Source organism: Vibrio sp. Y10_XG_PY6 (genome assembly GCF_024181795.1).
GTDB classification, from domain to species: Bacteria; Pseudomonadota; Gammaproteobacteria; order Enterobacterales; family Vibrionaceae; genus Vibrio; species Vibrio diabolicus.
Genome location: NZ_JAMZAQ010000001.1, coordinates 1,190,765 through 1,207,923 on the forward strand (window position 1 = coordinate 1,190,765; position 17,159 = coordinate 1,207,923).

The 17,159-nt window shown below is 43.0% G+C and carries 13 protein-coding genes; 7 read left to right on the top strand and 6 right to left on the bottom strand.

The genetic code is table 11. The features are described 5' to 3' along the window. Positions 1 to 298: 298 nt before the first annotated feature. From NL644_RS05270 to NL644_RS05280, 3 genes are read right to left on the bottom strand one after another with little or no spacing between them, the layout of a single operon-like run. Complete coding sequence (locus tag NL644_RS05270; protein ID WP_253658118.1) at positions 299 to 487, bottom strand: hypothetical protein; 189 nt, start codon at positions 485 to 487, stop codon at positions 299 to 301. Positions 488 to 525: 38 nt separating this feature from the next. After that, entirely contained in the window at positions 526 to 3,054 is a 2,529-nt protein-coding gene (locus tag NL644_RS05275; RefSeq protein WP_253658119.1) for a hypothetical protein, read from the bottom strand. Between the two features lie 10 nt (positions 3,055 to 3,064). Beyond that, complete coding sequence (locus tag NL644_RS05280) at positions 3,065 to 3,499, bottom strand: type III secretion system chaperone (protein WP_253658120.1); 435 nt, start codon at positions 3,497 to 3,499, stop codon at positions 3,065 to 3,067. A gap of 808 nt (positions 3,500 to 4,307) precedes the next feature. On the opposite strand from NL644_RS05280, the gene ylqF reads away from it, so the two are divergent. Then, positions 4,308 to 5,252 carry a ribosome biogenesis GTPase YlqF gene (ylqF, locus tag NL644_RS05285; protein WP_005376521.1) on the top strand — a complete coding sequence of 315 codons (945 nt, stop codon included), beginning with the start codon at positions 4,308 to 4,310 and terminating at the stop codon, positions 5,250 to 5,252. Between the two features lie 340 nt (positions 5,253 to 5,592). Next, complete coding sequence (gene cqsA, locus NL644_RS05290; protein WP_161444694.1) at positions 5,593 to 6,774, top strand: alpha-hydroxyketone-type quorum-sensing autoinducer synthase; 1,182 nt, start codon at positions 5,593 to 5,595, stop codon at positions 6,772 to 6,774. Positions 6,775 to 6,877: 103 nt separating this feature from the next. On the opposite strand, the gene NL644_RS05295 is transcribed toward cqsA, so the two are convergent. Further along, complete coding sequence (locus NL644_RS05295) at positions 6,878 to 8,923, bottom strand: response regulator (protein ID WP_253658121.1); 2,046 nt, start codon at positions 8,921 to 8,923, stop codon at positions 6,878 to 6,880. A 367-nt stretch (positions 8,924 to 9,290) separates the two neighbouring features. Between NL644_RS05295 and NL644_RS05300 the strand changes: the two genes are divergently transcribed. Beyond that, positions 9,291 to 9,908, top strand: a complete 618-nt coding sequence (locus tag NL644_RS05300) for an HAD family phosphatase (protein ID WP_085343736.1) — start codon at positions 9,291 to 9,293, stop codon at positions 9,906 to 9,908. Between the two features lie 86 nt (positions 9,909 to 9,994). On the opposite strand, the gene NL644_RS05305 is transcribed toward NL644_RS05300, so the two are convergent. Continuing rightward, a complete protein-coding gene (locus tag NL644_RS05305; RefSeq protein WP_005398196.1) occupies positions 9,995 to 10,543 on the bottom strand; it encodes a GNAT family N-acetyltransferase in 549 nt (182 codons plus the stop codon). A 272-nt stretch (positions 10,544 to 10,815) separates the two neighbouring features. Between NL644_RS05305 and NL644_RS05310 the strand changes: the two genes are divergently transcribed. The 4 genes from NL644_RS05310 to NL644_RS05325 all read left to right on the top strand — a co-directional run bounded on the left by NL644_RS05310 (position 10,816) and on the right by NL644_RS05325 (position 16,369). Continuing rightward, positions 10,816 to 11,940 carry a fatty acid desaturase gene (locus NL644_RS05310; RefSeq protein ID WP_253658122.1) on the top strand — a complete coding sequence of 375 codons (1,125 nt, stop codon included), beginning with the start codon at positions 10,816 to 10,818 and terminating at the stop codon, positions 11,938 to 11,940. A gap of 355 nt (positions 11,941 to 12,295) precedes the next feature. Next, positions 12,296 to 13,663, top strand: a complete 1,368-nt coding sequence (gene dcuC, locus NL644_RS05315) for an anaerobic C4-dicarboxylate transporter DcuC (protein ID WP_253658123.1) — start codon at positions 12,296 to 12,298, stop codon at positions 13,661 to 13,663. A gap of 226 nt (positions 13,664 to 13,889) precedes the next feature. Continuing rightward, positions 13,890 to 14,480 (top strand): LemA family protein, encoded by a 591-nt coding sequence (locus NL644_RS05320; protein WP_005398201.1) that lies wholly within the window; start codon positions 13,890 to 13,892, stop codon positions 14,478 to 14,480. Further along, on the top strand, positions 14,480 to 16,369 hold the full coding sequence (locus tag NL644_RS05325; protein ID WP_253658124.1) for a M48 family metallopeptidase: 1,890 nt from the start codon (positions 14,480 to 14,482) through the stop codon (positions 16,367 to 16,369). The genes NL644_RS05320 and NL644_RS05325 overlap by 1 nt, the downstream gene beginning before the upstream one ends. A 68-nt stretch (positions 16,370 to 16,437) precedes the next feature. Here NL644_RS05325 and NL644_RS05330 read toward each other — a convergent pair whose 3' ends face one another. Beyond that, the gene (locus tag NL644_RS05330) at positions 16,438 to 16,794 is read right to left on the bottom strand and encodes a hypothetical protein (RefSeq protein WP_005398137.1); all 357 of its coding nucleotides are present in this window, start codon (positions 16,792 to 16,794) and stop codon (positions 16,438 to 16,440) included. Positions 16,795 to 17,159 lie beyond the last annotated feature (365 nt).

The window sequence follows — 17,159 nt, forward strand, 5'->3', positions numbered from 1 at the left end:
TAGGAAAATTTAGAGCTGATGCTTTAAAACAAGCTCTGTAAAATTGTTGATATTTAGACTTTAAAGCTTGCCTAATCACATTCTAAAAGTAGCTCTAATACTCTCCCATTTACCTTACAACTATCCGAACAGGTAGTAAGAATAATGAAACCACTCTCCTTCCAGAGTGTGCCTTATATAAAGACCAAACTGGTTATGTACTTCTTAATTAAAAATAAAGAACTAGAAAACTTTGCCAAAGTAGGACTCTCTTGTCTCTATCGATAGGGCCCTTTTAATTTTTATGCAATAAATTAGATTAGCGCTTTTTTGAGTATAGGCGGGATACGGCTTCATCTTTATAGGCGTGATGTTGCCCAGCAAGCACCTTACAGAAACTGTCTAATGCGTTATTGAATGTTGCCTCGGACTTATCTTCAGCCCATTCGCCAATTTTAGAGAGCAGATCGGATTTGAGTGTTTTCATATCCTTCGAGTCTTCAGCCATCTTGGTGAGCTCTTTTGCCGCATTGCTAGAAGGCACAATCAGTTTATTGAATACCTTCTCCAAACCTTTGTGGTGATTATCGCAATAACGTTGCCAAAGCTGTGGCTCTTGCCCCACTGACCAGCCCAGCCGTTAAACTTGGTTTGTAAGTAGGTTAACGTGTCATCACCTAACCACTCAGATAAATGCGTATTAGAAGAAACACTCACACCACCACCAAACTTAACAGCACCTGCAGTCACGGAACCTTTGCCACCTAGTGAGCTGGATTCCGTCGCGCGAATGTATTGAATATGGAATTTATTGTCTTCCCCTTTCACCATGTTTAACTCAAGTTGAGCACCGAGTCCAAGTGCACCTTCCAGCCCTAAAGTCGCGTCACTTGGCAACTGAGCTTCGATGGAATTTCTCGAAAGAAACTGACTAAGCGCCTCCCCTAAAACCGCACGAGCAAAGGTTTTCTTCGCACCTTGTGTTCCCTCTTTTGATGACGGCTCACCTAGCGGGATATTGGCAGTGAAGGCGACATTAAGGTATTCACCATCATTGTCGGGGTTGATGTCTCCTACAATATTGTTGTATTTGACGACCATTCCAACATCTTTGCTCACACCCGGAACTTGCACAGATACATTACCACTCAGTTGTACGTTGGTGCTTTGCGCCCCCGACACTAGCGTTAGCTGTTTTTCAATGTCTCGCTTTTGGTCAAGGTTCATCTGAGGGTTACTATAAGCACGGTCGATCTCGGTAAGGAATTGGCAAAAACCTGCTTCGTCTTTATTAAGATAAGGCACCTCTCCCTCAGAGAAGCTCGCCAAGTAAGCTTGGGTTAACGCGACATGACTACAGATCACCGCGCGTAAATACTCTCCTCGACCAACAGCACCGCGGTCACTTTCCATACCATGCTTAATAACGCCCATTTGCTTATCCGCATCGCGGCTTTTTTTCGAATCCTTCTGGTTAACGAGGATTGAATAGCTCTCGTACTCTTTGTACAAAGTGGTAATGACGTCTTTGATCTCAGCACGCTTTGCTTTCAAGACATCAGCATTGAGTTCGCCGGTTTTGGGGTTTTGAGCCGTTGGATCTGCTTTTACCTTTTGGGCAAGGTCACTGACCTCCAACGCCGTTTCTTTCATCCACTCTAAACCTTGTGAACCGCTTAGAGTCTGGCGACTGCCAAGAAATTCAGCGTCTTTTGCATATCCTTCAAACGGTACTGAAACAGTAAAATAGTCCGGATTACGAGCCATAAGTCGGACAGGTTGCTGACGCAGTTGTTGGAGCAAATCGGTATGCTTAGTGAAGTAAGTCTCGGTTATCGACGCAGAGCCACCACCGCTGATTTTAGAAAGATCTTTTATCCCTACACCAGCACCGCCAGAAAGACTTCCAGCAAAGGCTTCTGCTCTCACCGGAGCATCGTACTTTCTGCCTTTTACTTCTATTTTGTCGCCTTGTCCTAAGATCCCTTGCTGACGTAAGTCTTGCTGTAGTTTGTGGTTGTTTGCGACAACACATTCAAGTAATCGGTCAGCTTTACGAGCTTGATGGATACCGCCTAAATTGGTCAGTTTCTTAACACCACTTCCTGCAAGCATCGCGACCATATCATTGGCATGATAATCCACAAACGACTTAAGATTCGGGAAGCTTTGTGCTGCGCCCAGCCCCAAATTACCACCAACATGAACGTCTACAGGTACTTCGCCTCCACCCGCTGAGGCATTAGCACCAAGAGAGAAGTTATGCTTCGCGCGAATTTTTGTGTCATCACCACCAAACACTTTGAAGTCGTATTTGAGCTCAACGGTTACCGATGCGGCCTCAAGATTAAACAGACCAAGCGCAGGACCTATCTCAAAAGAGGTCGATACGGCTGACTCCGTGCCGCCTTTAGTTAATCCACTGAACTGCTCGGTTAATTGCTGTTTGAATTGATCACGTAGCTGCTCTAGCCCTCCGCTGCGTAACTGTTCTGCTAGTCCGGCAATTCGAGTGTGCTCTGGAGACCCCTTTTCCAAGTTTTCGCATATCTTTGCCAGCGCTTGATAAGCATTACTGTAATTTTCTGCGGTCTTGTCGCTCTTTAGTGTGGACACCGCATCACGGGCAGTATTGACACTTTCAGACACAGGAAGACGATCCAGCGCTTTAAGTAATAGCGAACTATCGCCAGTTTTAAATACGTTACCAAGCGCCGCGTTGGCAAACAGTTGTAGATTGCTAGAAGAAGAACCTAGATACGTTTCTAAATGTCCTGCCGCAGCAAGCACCTTTCCAAACTCTCGGTTAGATAAGGTATCGCTCTTCTCTTTTAGATAAGGCGTTTCCAATAAAGCCGTTTGGACAGACTGGGGAAAATTAGTGAAGATTTCCCGTTGACTTTGGCTAAACAAGGCTTCAACGCGGTGCGCAGATGATAAGCTAGCTTTGCCACTTAGCTGTGGATTGCTCGCTACATTTAGCGCCAACGGACTGGTGTTGTTAGTAACTTCCACTTCCTGTACAGGTTTAGTATCAAGAGAACGATCAACGAAAGACGTATTCACTGAAGTCATGGCATCACTCCTAAACAAATAAAGAACTGCGAGGAGAAGAGAAGCCACTCATATCCTGCGCATCAACTGTCGCTGGCTCCGCCTCTAATAACTTTTGCTGCCAGTAGCTAGCAGCATCGACAAACCCGGAAAGAAGTTCAGAAAAACGAAGTTTGTCTTGGTGACTCACAGACATAGCGAGCAAAACACGCTTCTCATCGAGCAATGAGAGCGTTGCACCATTGGTTGAATTCCAGAGACAGTTCCCTTCAAGAAGCCCCCGCATTTGCCTTTCTTCTATCAGCTCTCCAACCAAGGCATAAATAACAAGTTCATTTACGCGAAGTTCGAAATTGACTATCATTTTAGGCTCTTCAAACATTACCGCTGTTAATGAGAATTCGTCGAAAGAGACTGGCTGACCTACTGTGTCACCGAGCACTTTCTCCCACTGCGTTTTTTCCATAACAACTCCAAACTTTTCCGAGAGAGGTTCTGACGCCACGGTTAACAAAATACAGTTTGTTATTATGGCCTCGTTTTTAACTCATGTTAAAACTCTCAGAAAAAGGGCGTTATCAGTAACAGACTTTTTTTTTATCAGTACTCGGCGAAATTTTTTAGGCGTTAAGTTTAGAGCTCTATTTTCTCTTCGATATTTTTTAAATCGGCTTACACTAGTATTTAAGGTAACTTACTACTTTATTAATCCTTTATAATAAATATATTTACAGTATGATTACCTTGCCCAAAAAGCATTCCTATAGGAATTTATAATATAAGATATAAAAATGTTATTTATGATGGTCATTTATAAACAACATCAAGCTAACCCACCTAAAACATCAAAAATTAAGAAATTAATAGTCACTTCAAATTGAATCGATATTAGGAGTTCCCTTCGTTAATATGGATACATGATAACGATAGAGTACATATAACTTTATAGGTATTCGGAATAATTCGTTCTACAACTGTGAAATAATTACACTTGATGCATTTAAGTTTTCATCATGATATAAACATGCCTATTTTTTACGCTCACAACACCAATTACTCTGAACTTCAATAGTGCATTTACGCATCATTTTTCGTTGTTAGCAATAGAACTAGAAAGGTTGGTTTAGTAGTTATCAACATTTTAGTACCCAAAATAAAATGTTAAGATGGTCACATCGGTGCTGTTGTAGCTACAAGTGAAGAATAAAATACATTTGGTACCCCACTTGATGCCACACCAGCTTAGCCATAAAAACTAAAGGTATATTTTTCAAATGGTTAATAACTCAATCCAGTGGTTTCCTGGCCACATGCACAAAGCACGTAAAGAGATCGAAGAAGCAATCCCACAAGTGGATGTGATCATCGAAGTACTGGATGCTCGTATTCCTTTCAGTAGTGAAAACCCTTTGATTTCTCAAATCCGTGGTGACAAGCCGGTCGTTAAAGTCTTGAATAAGCGTGATTTGGCCGATCCTGAGTTAACTCAATTATGGATTGAGCACTTGGAGCAAGAGCAACACGTAAAAGCAATGGCGATCACGACGTCAGAACCGCAAGAAGTGCATCGAATCATGGAGCTTTGCCGTAAACTTGCCCCACACCGTGAAGAGATCGGTAAAAACATTCGTACCATGATCATGGGGATCCCAAACGTTGGGAAATCGACAATCATCAATACTCTAGCTGGTCGAACGATCGCGGTGACTGGTAACCAGCCCGCGGTAACACGTCGTCAGCAGCGCATCAACCTGCAAAATGGCATCGTTTTATCCGATACTCCAGGGATTCTGTGGCCAAAAGTGGAAAACCCACACAGTGGCTTCCGTTTAGCTGCTACAGGCGCTGTAAAAGATACTGCGATGGAATACGACGAGGTTGCGTTTTACACCATTGAGTACCTAGCAGCCCACTATGCAGACAAGCTTAAAGAGCGTTACCAAATCGAAGAGCTTCCTGAATCAGATATCGAGATCATGGAAGAAATTGGTCGCCGCCGTGGCGCACTACGCGCAGGTGGACGTGTGGACTTGCACAAAGTATCAGAGATTTTGTTGCACGAACTTCGCCAAGGCACACTAGGCCAAATTACACTAGAGCGCCCAGAAATGATCACTCAAGAGCTGATTGAAGTCGAGATTGAAACTGCTCGTAAAGAAGAAGAAAAAGCGAAGCGTAAAGAAGAGCGCCGCAAGCGCTATCTACGTAATAAGCGATAAACTGATATTATCTTTTCCCAATTATATTTTAAGGCGCGATTTTCGCGCCTTTTTTGTTATCTAATGCGCCCATTTTTTCACTTTTCAAACTTTATATTCCTCATACAAAATCCAGATATGAAGCACGAAAAAAACACCGCAAAATCGCCGTATAAACTTTAAGCACAAACTAGTTTAGACCCCGGGCCCCTATAGAGTTACAGCCACCATCCAACCCTCAAATGTCGAGTTTGCAAGGGTCTGCAAACTTATGCAACCTGGTTAGTGACACTCTCCCCAAAATCCGCAATATGAATAAGTGTCAGCGCTGGCGTTTTTCCATATGAAGAAGAGATTTATTATGAGTGAAACTATACAAAGCAAACCACTTCCTTCCTTTATTGAGGAACGCCTAGATTTTCATATTCAAGATCTAATTGAACCGAACGAGAACAAGAAACACCTTGTTCTTGGTAAACGTCCACCGTGTAATGCCGTTGTTATGCAAAGCAATGATTACCTTGCACTGTCCCATAACAAGGAGATTCAAAACGCGCATCGTGATGCGATTTCTCAACACGATGACAACGTCGTGATGTCCGCGATTTTCTTGCAAGATGATGAATCAAAACCTGCATTTGAAACTCAACTAGCCAGTTTTGTCGGCATGCCTAGCTGTCTGCTTTCTCAATCAGGATGGGCTGCGAATGTCGGTTTATTACAGACTATTTGTGCACCGAACATACCTGTGTATATCGACTTCTTTGCGCATATGTCTTTATGGGAAGGTGCACGTATCGCAGGAGCACAAATTCATCCGTTCATGCATAACAACACCAACCACTTGCGAAAACAGATTTCACGCCATGGTTCGGGAATTATTGTTGTGGATTCGGTTTACAGCACTATCGGAACCATTGCTCCTCTACGTGATATCTACGAAATAGCACAAGAGTTTGACTGCGGCTTAGTTGTGGATGAATCGCACTCGTTAGGTACGCACGGTACGCAAGGCGCTGGGCTACTGCAAGAGCTGGATTTGACTCATATGGTGGATTTTGTAACCGTAAGTCTTGCAAAGACATTTGCTTATCGTGCTGGCGCAATTTTAGGTGCAGAAAAGCTGGCTAAGACGCTTCCATTTGTCGCGTATCCTGCCATTTTCAGCTCCACCGTGTTACCGCAAGAAATTATTCGGTTAGAAAAAACACTAGACGTCATAAAAAAAGCCGATGACAAGCGGGAGATTTTGTTTAAAAGAGCGAAGTCTCTAGCCGTTGGTTTAAAACGTATTGGGTTTACTATTCGCAGTGAGTCGCAAATTATCGCGCTAGAATGCGGCAACGAAAGAAACACTGAGCGAGTTCGCGACTTTCTAGAAGAAAGGAATGTCTTTGGTGCAGTTTTCTGTCGCCCTGCAACAGGAAGAAACAAGAACATCATTCGTTTTTCTGTCAATGCGGACATGACTGCCGCCGAAGTCGATCACGTTCTTTCCGCCTGCCAAGAAGCGTTTGTTCATCCCGATCTAGAGTTTGTATAAGCTAGAGTGTAGGTAAAAATAAAGAGCTCAGCAGTTTTGCTGAGCTCTTTATCCGTATTCGCGTTATGATCAACTCGTCTCAAGATAACACAGTTACGAGTGATTAAATCCAGTTTGCGATTTTGTCGAATAAGCGATTTTTATCCGCTGGTTTTACGATAAAGTCAGACATGCCAGAAGAGCCTATTTTGTCCAGCGTAACAGGTGAGCTATCCCCAGTATGCGCAATAATAGGTACCGACGCATAGTTTTTATCCGAGCTTCGAATTCGCCTTGAAGCTTCTACACCATCCATGATGGGCATCTCGATATCCATAAGAATGAGGTCAACGTTCTCTTGCTCTAATGTATCCAGTGCTTGCTGCCCGTCTTCTTTCTGAATCACTTCAAAGCCCTGCTTTTCGAGTAACATCGCGGTAAATTTTCGCAAAGATTCGTTATCATCCACGACCATAATTGTCCGCTTATTTGACGTATCCAAAGCCACTGAGGCCGTTGGTGTCGACACATAGCTTGAGTCATACAAGAGACGGTCAATGGTTGGCTTAGTATTCAATAACCAGGCTTGAGTCTCGACCCAAATAGGCTCATATGCCGCTTTGCGTGCTCTCTGTGTCGGGTGATGCTCAAAAAGATAAACGATACGAGCTTCCGTGAAAGACAGAAGAGATTCTAATCTATCTAATTGGTTTGCTCTTGCGTCCAAGCTCTCAAGATCGATAAAAATCAGGTCGAATTCGAACTCATACTCTTTCTTTTTGAGCACTTGATTAACATCTAAGATCGTTGATTCAAAACCCATAAAACGGCTAATGTCCGTCACTTTCGACACAAGAATATCTTGATTAGTCACCGTTAGGATGGTTTTGAGTTTGGTCAAATCGTTTTTAATTTCAGTCACGATATCAGATGTGATCGGCGGGAAAGTTAACGTGAACTGAGACCACTCACCTAGCTGAGACTGGCATTCAATGTTACCTCCAAAAGAACGCATCACTTTTTTACAAAATGGCAAACCCAAACCATAGCTGCCTGACTTACCAGTTGTGTAAAAGTCCTGAAATATATTACGTAGGACATCAGGAGCAATACCAGCACCATTATCGGTTACAACGATTTGGTTTGAGTGCTCCGTGCTCGTCATGGACACATGTATGTGGAAATCTTCAGATGTGCGATGATGGAAGGCGTTCTTGAAAAGGTTATACATAACGTATTTGAGTAAGGTATCGCTACCAAGAAAATCAAACTCACTTCTCGCATCGAGGGATATAGCAAAGCGATCCGTCGCACGCTTATAACTAAAGCTTTCAATCGCTTTTTCAATCACAGAGTGAGCAGAATGCTTTTGAAAACTGGATCGCGAGACACGGTTTTCATCTATCGATGTCAGAAGTAAATCTATCGTCTCGTTGCCCGACTGGATGATGTTCATCGCATCCTCACTAACTTCGCGCAGCAGGGTGACATCCTCTCTGCTCATCAGATATTGGTCTTTCTCGGCTTCTTTTTTACTGGGTAAGACTGATTGGATAACATCGATTGACGTACAAAGGCCACTTAAAGGGTTACGCATTTCATGCGCAATTCCGGCCCCGAATGACTTGGCCAACGACACTTTCGCTTCGTGCTCTACTTGGTTCCGAAAGTAGAATAAATTGCCAAATACATAAATAAAGAGAAAGATTGGCACATGCGTCCAGTCCATTGTTAAATCGAGATGAAACCCTTTCGCCACCCAAGCAAAGAACGTCGCTAAACCTATTCCGGCAAAAGTTTGAGCGAACATAACTCTTGTGACATGAACCAATAGAATGTGCAAGAAAATCGCGGACATAAAGGACATGACCCAAACATTGGACCAGTCATTCATCAATAACATATAGAAAAAGAAAAACGGTAAGCAGATCGTTATCGTCACTTGGTAGTAAATATGGATATATTTTCGCCACGTTGACGACAGGCGATTTCTAAAAATGATGCCAAAGAACAATAGTGAACAAAACAATCTGAGCGGCAAGTTTTCATAAGCCTGTGGGAAAACAAAATCCCAAACAAAGTAGTACAGCGGAAAGCCAAGAAACCCCATCCAACCAACGAGAGTCAGGTTGGGTTCTGCATATTGATAAACCTTACGTATCGAGTCCATATTATCTATTTTGCCTACTCCGCCTGACGTCCCAATAGTGTGATTTGCATTCATTCTTATCGTTTTATTATTAAGTAATTATATATTACTTAACGCTTATAAGCAGCGCGAAATGGCGCAAATATTTCGCGACGCTTGTCTTTAATTTCAATCTTTTAAGATAGAGAGACTTGATTTACAACCAAATAAATGAAGTTGCATATAGTTTAGTGTAATTTTGCGATAATCGCGTTGTATCCTAAGGGATGTTAATCTCATATACGTTCGAGACATTTAAACCGCGCCTTTGGCTCGAACTTCCAAAGATTTAACGACAGCGCTCACTGTGGATGTAACGCGGTGATGAACAATTGGCTTGGGGTGTGTTATGGAACCTTTACAAATAAAAAACGTAATTTTTGATGTGGGAAATGTATTAGTACGCTGGTCTCCGGTAGAGATTGTTCGCTTAACATTTGGTCACTCAGTAGAAGCGGAAAAAATGGCCCAGTTGCTGTTTTCATCACAAATCTGGAAAGACTTAAACAAAGGAATCATTTCCGAAGAGGAAGCCAAACTTTGCTATCAACGTGAGCACAAAGTGACAGCGGAAGAAATGGACCGCTTTTTTTACTACGTCAAACATACACAAATATTACTTTACGGCAGTGTCGAACTGCTAAAAAGAGTAAAAAGTGCAGGATATCGCGTTTATGCGCTCACAGACAACGTCAACGAAATTGTCGAGCATCTTCGTGCTACCTATGAGTTCTGGCCGCTGTTTGATGGTGCAATCATCTCTTCTGAAGTGCAGTTACTAAAGCCACAACCTGAGATCTACCAAGCCCTACTTTCAACGTATCAGCTTCAGGCTGAGGAAACGGTATTTCTTGATGATATGCCATACAACGTCGAAGGGGCCCGAGCGGTAGGCATGGAAGCCATTCAATTTGAAAATGCTCAGCAATGCGAGTCAGAGCTAAAAGCCATGGGGCTTTGCTTTTAAGTCGCCCACTGAAACACAAAACTTTAGGACAGGCACAAAAAAGAGCAGCGTTGATGCTGCTCTTATTGCTAAGCTAAAACGCCAGACTAGGAGTAAATAACGTTTTCTTCTATCCCACTAACTAATGACTGAGCATTCTTCCAACGGAATACCTTCTCCAATACTTCTGTACCACCTGGCGCACGCCAAGTTCGCTCTTGACATTCTTGACCTCCAATATGGCGGTAGAATTCAATTGCAGAAATGTTTTGCGATACGACTTCTAGATAAAGACCAGTGTCTTTAAAGTACTGTTGCTGCCATTCTGCGACAGCAAGTAATAGCTGCTTGCCAATACCACGACCACGGTAACTGTCATCAACATGCAGTGCGTCAATAAAGGTTCCACGCTCGAAGTCATGGTTGCCAAACACACAAACGAAGCCGAGCAACAAACCACCCTCTTCCGCCAAGACAATGTGCTGGTTGAATGGTGGGTTGGTCAGACGGGTTTGCCAGATCAGTAGTTTGTCGTCAATCGCCTCTTTATCAAGATAGTTATCACTAAGAATGCCACGGTAATGACGCTTCCAACTATCCGCATGAAGATGCGCAATGCGCTCGTAGTCCTTATATTCCGCTAATCGTAAATCCATTACGTATTCCTATTTTCTTACATTTTTTGCTTCTTTATAGAGTCTCGGCATATTCCACCTTTATAACACTTGTTTCTTGGCAGATTTTATACACCTTAAGCCAGAGCTCATTTTTTAATACTACTCATTATTCAATTAAAAGCAAAATATCCCATCAAGTTCCTTAATGTACATCCAAAGGAACAGTCACATTTGTCTAACTTTAATTTGACTTACACATGTACGCTGATATTCTGGCGAACAACTGTTAGCTCAAAGTTAGGAATACACCTGTGACTCAAAACAAACCACCCATTATCTGGTTGAATACATTGATATTTTCTTCCAGTTTTGTTCTGACTTTTATTGTAATGCCTTGGTATGCATATCATTTTGGACTGGGTTGGGAGCATCTAGTTTGGGGAGTGATGGCATTCAGTTTTACGAATCTTTCTATTACCGCAGGCTATCACCGACTCTGGAGCCACAAAACATACGAAGCTCATCCAATTTTACGTGCTATTTTTGCGATTGGAGGAGCATTTTCTTTGCAAAATAGTGCATTACACTGGTCTTCTGATCATCGTGTACACCACAAGCATGTCGACAATAACGACAAAGATCCTTACTCAGCGAAACGTGGCTTTTGGTATTCTCACATTGGCTGGATGTTACGCGACTACAACAAATCGCAGGAAAACGAATACACCAACTGCCGCGATTTAAAGCGTGACAAAATCGTCATGTGGCAACATAAGTACTATGTTCCACTTGCTCTACTCACCAATATTGGCTTTCCGGTCGCTCTTGGTATTATCTACGGCGATATTTGGGGTATGTTATTAGTAGTTGGTGCCGCTCGACTCTTTATGAGCCACCACACGACCTTTTTCATTAACTCACTTGCGCATGTTTGGGGAAAACAGACTTTCACGGACAAAAACACCGCTCGCGACAACGGCGTGTTAGCCTTTTTCACATTTGGTGAGGGCTACCACAATTTCCATCATATCTTCGAGAATGACTATCGTAATGGTGTGTATTGGTGGCATTACGACCCAACCAAGTGGTTAATTAAGTCATGCTCTTGGCTAGGACTGACATCTAAATTACGCACAACGCCAACATTTAGAATAGAAAAAGCTCGCGCAACTCAACTCTTGAAGAAAGCAAAAGAAAAACTGGGAGCAAAACCGAATACGCAGACGATTCTCGATCAGTTACAACACGAGTTTGATGCGCTAGTTCATCACATGCAGGAATATTATGAGATGCGAAAGGAAGTGCTCGGTGCAAAAACAGCCAGTGTGGTAAAAAAATACGAGTGCTCTGTGACAAAGATAAAGTATCAGCAAATCAAAGCGGAGTTCGAACGGCAACAACGCAGTTGGAACATCATGGTGCGCCGATACGCTTAACTTAACCCATCCTTACGATTTAGCTTCGCTTCGGCGAAGCTTTTTTGTTGCAAGGATTATTACCCTCTCCCAACTCACTGAGTTGTTTCTTTTTCTCATTTTGAATCAATTCCCTCACTATTTATTCAAATTTCTGGTCATATTTTCCTTCCTGCAAACAGCTTCAAACCAGCACATAACACTTAGAAAACCAAATTCCAACAATACAATCTAACGAAATTAATTATTAAATTATTATTTGTCTCAGATCATGCAAGCCCCATATTTATCTCGTGCCACAGTTAAGAATTCTGTAAATTCCTTGTCATAAACTGAAACAGTTTCTTTCTTTTTTTCATAACATTCGGAGATCCCTATGTTAGAGCTCTTAATTGGCTTAGTTGTCACCATTGCTGTGGGTTACTTTATCGTCAAAGGCTATAAAGCAGCGGGCGTGTTACTGACGGCTGGTATTGCTTTACTTCTTATGACTGGCGTATTGGGGCATGACGTGCTGCCCTCAAAAATCACCTCAACCGGTAACATGGTGACAGACGCGCTAGAATACGTGAAATACATGCTACAATACCGCGGCGGCGGCCTTGGTATGCAAATCATGTTGCTATGTGGCTTCGCTTCCTATATGACTCACATCGGCGCGAATAACGTTGTAGTAAAACAGTTCTCTAAACCGCTTTCTGTTATCAAGTCTCCTTATGTCCTTTTGGTAGCGGCTTACATTGTGGCGTGTTTGATGTCTCTTGCGGTAAGTTCTGCAACTGGCCTTGGCGTACTATTAATGGCGACATTGTTCCCAATGATGGTCGCAATGGGGATCTCTCGTCCAGCAGCGGTTGCAGTTTGTGCCTCTCCTGCGGCAATCATTCTTTCTCCAACCTCTGGTGATGTGGTGATCGCCGCCGAAAAATCTGGCTTGGCGCTTGATGTGTTTGCGGTACAAACAGTGTTGCCTGTTTCTATCTGCGCAATCATCGTGATGGCTGCCGCGGCTTTCTTCTGGAACAAATACTTAGATAAGAAAGAAAATACGCCAATGGAAAAAATTGACGTATCAGAGATCAAAGCCGATGCACCAGCGTTTTATGCGGCACTGCCATTTCTACCTATCATCGGCGTGTTCCTATTAAACGGTCGTACCATTCCAGGACTTAGCCTAGACATTTACACTATTGTGGTCGGTTCGATTTTCCTTGGCGCTCTGATCCATTACGTTGTAAATAAGTTTGATGGTAAGAAATCACTGGAAGATTTAGATTCTTGTTACGCTGGCATGGCTGACGCGTTCAAAGGCGTTGTGATGCTTTTGGTTGCAGCGGGGGTTTTTGCGCAAGGTCTAATGTCTATCGGCGCTATCGATAACCTGATTCACCTTGCAGACAATGCAGGTGCAGGCGGTGTTGCTTTAATGCTTATCCTTACTGCATTGACAGTTGCAGCAGCAATTGCAACGGGGTCTGGTAACGCGCCTTTCTATGCATTTGTAGAGTTGGCACCATCTTTGGCTGCTAAAATGGGACTAAACCCAGCGTTCCTAATTATCCCGATGCTTCAAGCATCAAACCTAGGTCGTACTATCTCACCAGTGTCTGGCGTAATCGTTGCGACATCCGGTATGGCGAACATCAGCCCGTTTGAGGTTGTAAAACGAACATCTGTTCCGGTTCTTGCTGGTCTTATCACAGTTATAATTGGTACTATGGTGCTTGTTCCAATGAGTGCCTAACGGCATCGCCAATATTGCTTATCGACAAGGCCCGGCTTCTAGCTGGGCCTATTTCTTTCATCTCTCCAGTGCCATTATTCTTTCTGTATTGCTTTGTAAATGCATTTTAATTGTTACTCAACTCGTGACATATTTCTCGGTTATTACATCGCTTCTTCAGAAGCATTTGCTTAATATCTCAACAGTTTATATAAGAACTGAATACATTAAGAAAATGGGATTTATTATGACTGCATTTATTGTCTTTATCGTTATTGTCCTGCTCATTGTGGTGTACGCCGTCAGTATCTACAACAAGCTCGTTACTCTACAAAACCGTTTCAAAAACAGCTTCGCTCAAATAGAAGTTCAATTAAAACGTCGATACGATTTGATTCCGAACTTAGTTAATACTGCAAAAGGCTATATGGAACACGAAAAAGAAACATTTGAACGTGTCATCCAAGCTCGTAATCAAGCAATTGCTGGCCTGAAAGCAGCCAGTGACGCGCCTGGTAGTGATGCGGCAATTAGCCAACTAAACCAAGCAGAAGGCATGCTGCAAAGTGCGTTGGGCAAACTTAATGTGGTAGTGGAAGCCTACCCTGAGCTTAAAGCGAATGAAACCATGAGTCAGCTTCAAGAAGAATTAACCAGCACTGAGAACAAAGTTGCGTTTGCTCGCCAAGCATTTAATGATGCGGTAACCAGCTACAACACATACAAACAAACGTTCCCGCCAGTATTGTTTTCCAACGCATTCGGATTCCAAGATGGCAAACTGTTAGAGTTTTCTGACAGTGCTGAAATACAAGCTGCCCCGAAGGTTGAGTTCTAATGGATTTCTTTGACCATCAAGATACCGCGCGTCAACGCACTGGGCTTTTGGTGTTCCTGTTTTCCTTAGCAGTTGTCACCATCACTGGTTTGGTAAGCGTATTATCGATTGGTATCTATTACGGAGTAACAGGCGAAAGTTTTGATCAAGAAACCGCACTTACCTACGTCTTGTTGTGCTTTGCTGGTGTATTGCTGGTTGTTGCAATAAGTTCAATGGTTCGCTTATCCGCCCTTACCTCCAATGGAGGCCGAGGGGTTGCTGAGAGCATAGGTGGCAAGCTGATTTCCTCAAACACCTTAGATGCAAAACATAGACAACTGCTCAACGTTGTGGAAGAGATGGCAATTGCATCTGGTATTCCGGTTCCTCCCGTCTATGTGATGCAGGAAGAGCGTGGTATCAATGCTTTCGCAGCAGGCATGAGCATTGATGATGCCGTCATCGGCGTCACACAAGGCGCACTGGATAGCTTCACGCGAGATGAACTACAAGGTGTCATTGCTCATGAATTCAGCCATATCTTAAACGGAGATATGCGTTTGAATACGCGTCTTATCGGCGTACTGTTTGGCATCACTTGCATTGCACATTTTGGACACTTGGTCTTAGATAACACTCATCATACGAGTCGCGTATCGAGAAGTTCTTCCGATTCCAATAAAGGCTTTGCGGTTATCATGCTGATTGCGATTATCTGTTTGGTTCTAGGCTGGATTGGCACCTTGTTTGGCTCGATGATCAAAGCCGCAATCTCTCGTCAACGTGAATTTCTCGCTGATGCCAGTGCCGTTCAATTTACTCGAAACGATCAAGGCATTGCTGGTGCACTCAAGAAAATTGGTAGTCATATGGCGGGTTCTTCATTGAATACAAAAGCAAGCGATGAGATGAGCCATATGATGTTTGGTCAAAGCAAACTCTCCGGCTTTTCTGGCCTATTTGCTACTCACCCTCCACTAGAAGAACGGATTCGCCGAATTGAACCTGGCTGGGATGGAAGTTTTTCTCAAAGTTCGCATCGTCCAACGACAAGCTTTGAGAATGATAACGTTAGTGGATTCACATCAGGGACATCGACACAACCGGAGAAACCAACCACCGCAGAACTCAGCGAAGTAGGTCAACAACTACTTAACCAACTTCCTTCCGAACTTGTCGACATCGCTCGTGAACCATACAGTGCGCGCTTTATTGCTTTTGCCTTGATATTTGATGGCAGTGAACTCCAGCGAGAGATGATAAAAAGTCATATCCCAAAGGTGTCTCAAGCACAATTATTACCATGGCTGGATTATGATTTGCCTCTTCATCTACGCTTTCCATTACTCGAACTCTCCATCCCTGCCTTGAAATCGCTGAGTGAGGGTCAGAAAAACAGACTGTGCCAGGTGCTACGTGAACTCTCTCAAACTGATGACCACTACTCACTCGCAGAATGGTGTGTCATCAACTTATTGGAGAAACAACTACTCGAATCGTATGGATGTACAAAACAGATCCAGTCTTTAAAGCAATTAAAAGAGAGTGTGTTTTGGCTACTGCGCGAATTGGCTTGGGTTAGTCACTCTCAACCGGAAGACGCTCAACGTGCATTTAGCAGCGCCCTAACCTGTTTGGGCTTTAATGATGCAGAGTTACAACCCGCAAATAAGAACTGGGGCCTAAATCGCGCCGCTTTAGAGCTCCTACTACAGCTCAAACCGAAAAGTCGTCGCTTGTTCGTAAAAGCGTGTCGATTAGCGATTGAATCGGATGGAAAGGTTACCGTTGCGGAAGGAGAACTCTATAGAGTAATCGCCTGCTTCTTAGAAGTTCCAGAGCCGCCACTAACAGTATCAGTCAATACAGGACAAACCCTACCGAGCCAAACACAACAAGCTAACTGACTTAGCTTTAAACAAAAACGCCAGCACTTTTGCTGGCGTTTTTTCATTATGTGTTCTTATTTGACGATTTACGCTGACTTAAATCGATCAGGGATCTTAGTAATACTCTCTCGATAACTAAACCATAAGTAGGTCACGGCGAGGGAGAAGAATAAATACGAAAGTGCGAAGACGATTGGAGATGTAATTAATTCAGCCGACATTCCCCACATCACACCAACAACCGTTATCGTCAACTTAGAAAGCATGCCGCAAATTAGTAAGAATAAAGCAAGCTGCGGAAAGCGCGAGCTACGGAATGCAAAGAAATAACAGCTCCCTACCGCTAGAGAAGCAATAGATAGACCCAACATAAATGAATGGATGTGGTCTGCAGATGCGACACCAGCAGATACCGAAGCCATGAGTAATAGGAACAGTTTCATAAGTCACCTCACAACAAGTCTAAAAAAGCATCCCTTCATAAATGAAATCTCATTTTTCGCTATATTCTGCTCCTATAATCTGCAATTACAAGTGACTTTTTTGTTCACTTAATGCACAAAAAACCTAATCAGCTCTAGTTATTACAAAAGGTTAACAATTTAAATTTAAGAAACCCTTTACATCCAATACTTACAGCGACAAGACGATATTTCAGTCATTTTTGTTACAGGGAGTTAACACGGTAACATTTTGAAATTTTTTATATGAAATGTGAGCTGTGCACCCAACTGCGCACTGAATTCTCTGTTTTGACTAGTTCCTCGTTCCTCACAACAAAAATCATCACTTTTTGATAACACTCCAA

Excerpts from the sequence above, each read along its gene's own strand:
- NL644_RS05270 (WP_253658118.1), bottom strand. The coding sequence starts at position 487 with ATGGCTGAAGACTCGAAGGATATGAAAACACTCAAATCCGATCTGCTC.
- NL644_RS05275 (WP_253658119.1), bottom strand. The coding sequence starts at position 3,054 with ATGACTTCAGTGAATACGTCTTTCGTTGATCGTTCTCTTGATACTAAA.
- NL644_RS05280 (WP_253658120.1), bottom strand. The coding sequence starts at position 3,499 with ATGGAAAAAACGCAGTGGGAGAAAGTGCTCGGTGACACAGTAGGTCAG.
- ylqF (WP_005376521.1), top strand. The coding sequence starts at position 4,308 with ATGGTTAATAACTCAATCCAGTGGTTTCCTGGCCACATGCACAAAGCA.
- cqsA (WP_161444694.1), top strand. The coding sequence starts at position 5,593 with ATGAGTGAAACTATACAAAGCAAACCACTTCCTTCCTTTATTGAGGAA.
- NL644_RS05295 (WP_253658121.1), bottom strand. The coding sequence starts at position 8,923 with ATGGACTCGATACGTAAGGTTTATCAATATGCAGAACCCAACCTGACT.
- NL644_RS05300 (WP_085343736.1), top strand. The coding sequence starts at position 9,291 with ATGGAACCTTTACAAATAAAAAACGTAATTTTTGATGTGGGAAATGTA.
- NL644_RS05305 (WP_005398196.1), bottom strand. The coding sequence starts at position 10,543 with ATGGATTTACGATTAGCGGAATATAAGGACTACGAGCGCATTGCGCAT.
- dcuC (WP_253658123.1), top strand. The coding sequence starts at position 12,296 with ATGTTAGAGCTCTTAATTGGCTTAGTTGTCACCATTGCTGTGGGTTAC.
- NL644_RS05320 (WP_005398201.1), top strand. The coding sequence starts at position 13,890 with ATGACTGCATTTATTGTCTTTATCGTTATTGTCCTGCTCATTGTGGTG.
- NL644_RS05325 (WP_253658124.1), top strand. The coding sequence starts at position 14,480 with ATGGATTTCTTTGACCATCAAGATACCGCGCGTCAACGCACTGGGCTT.
- NL644_RS05330 (WP_005398137.1), bottom strand. The coding sequence starts at position 16,794 with ATGAAACTGTTCCTATTACTCATGGCTTCGGTATCTGCTGGTGTCGCA.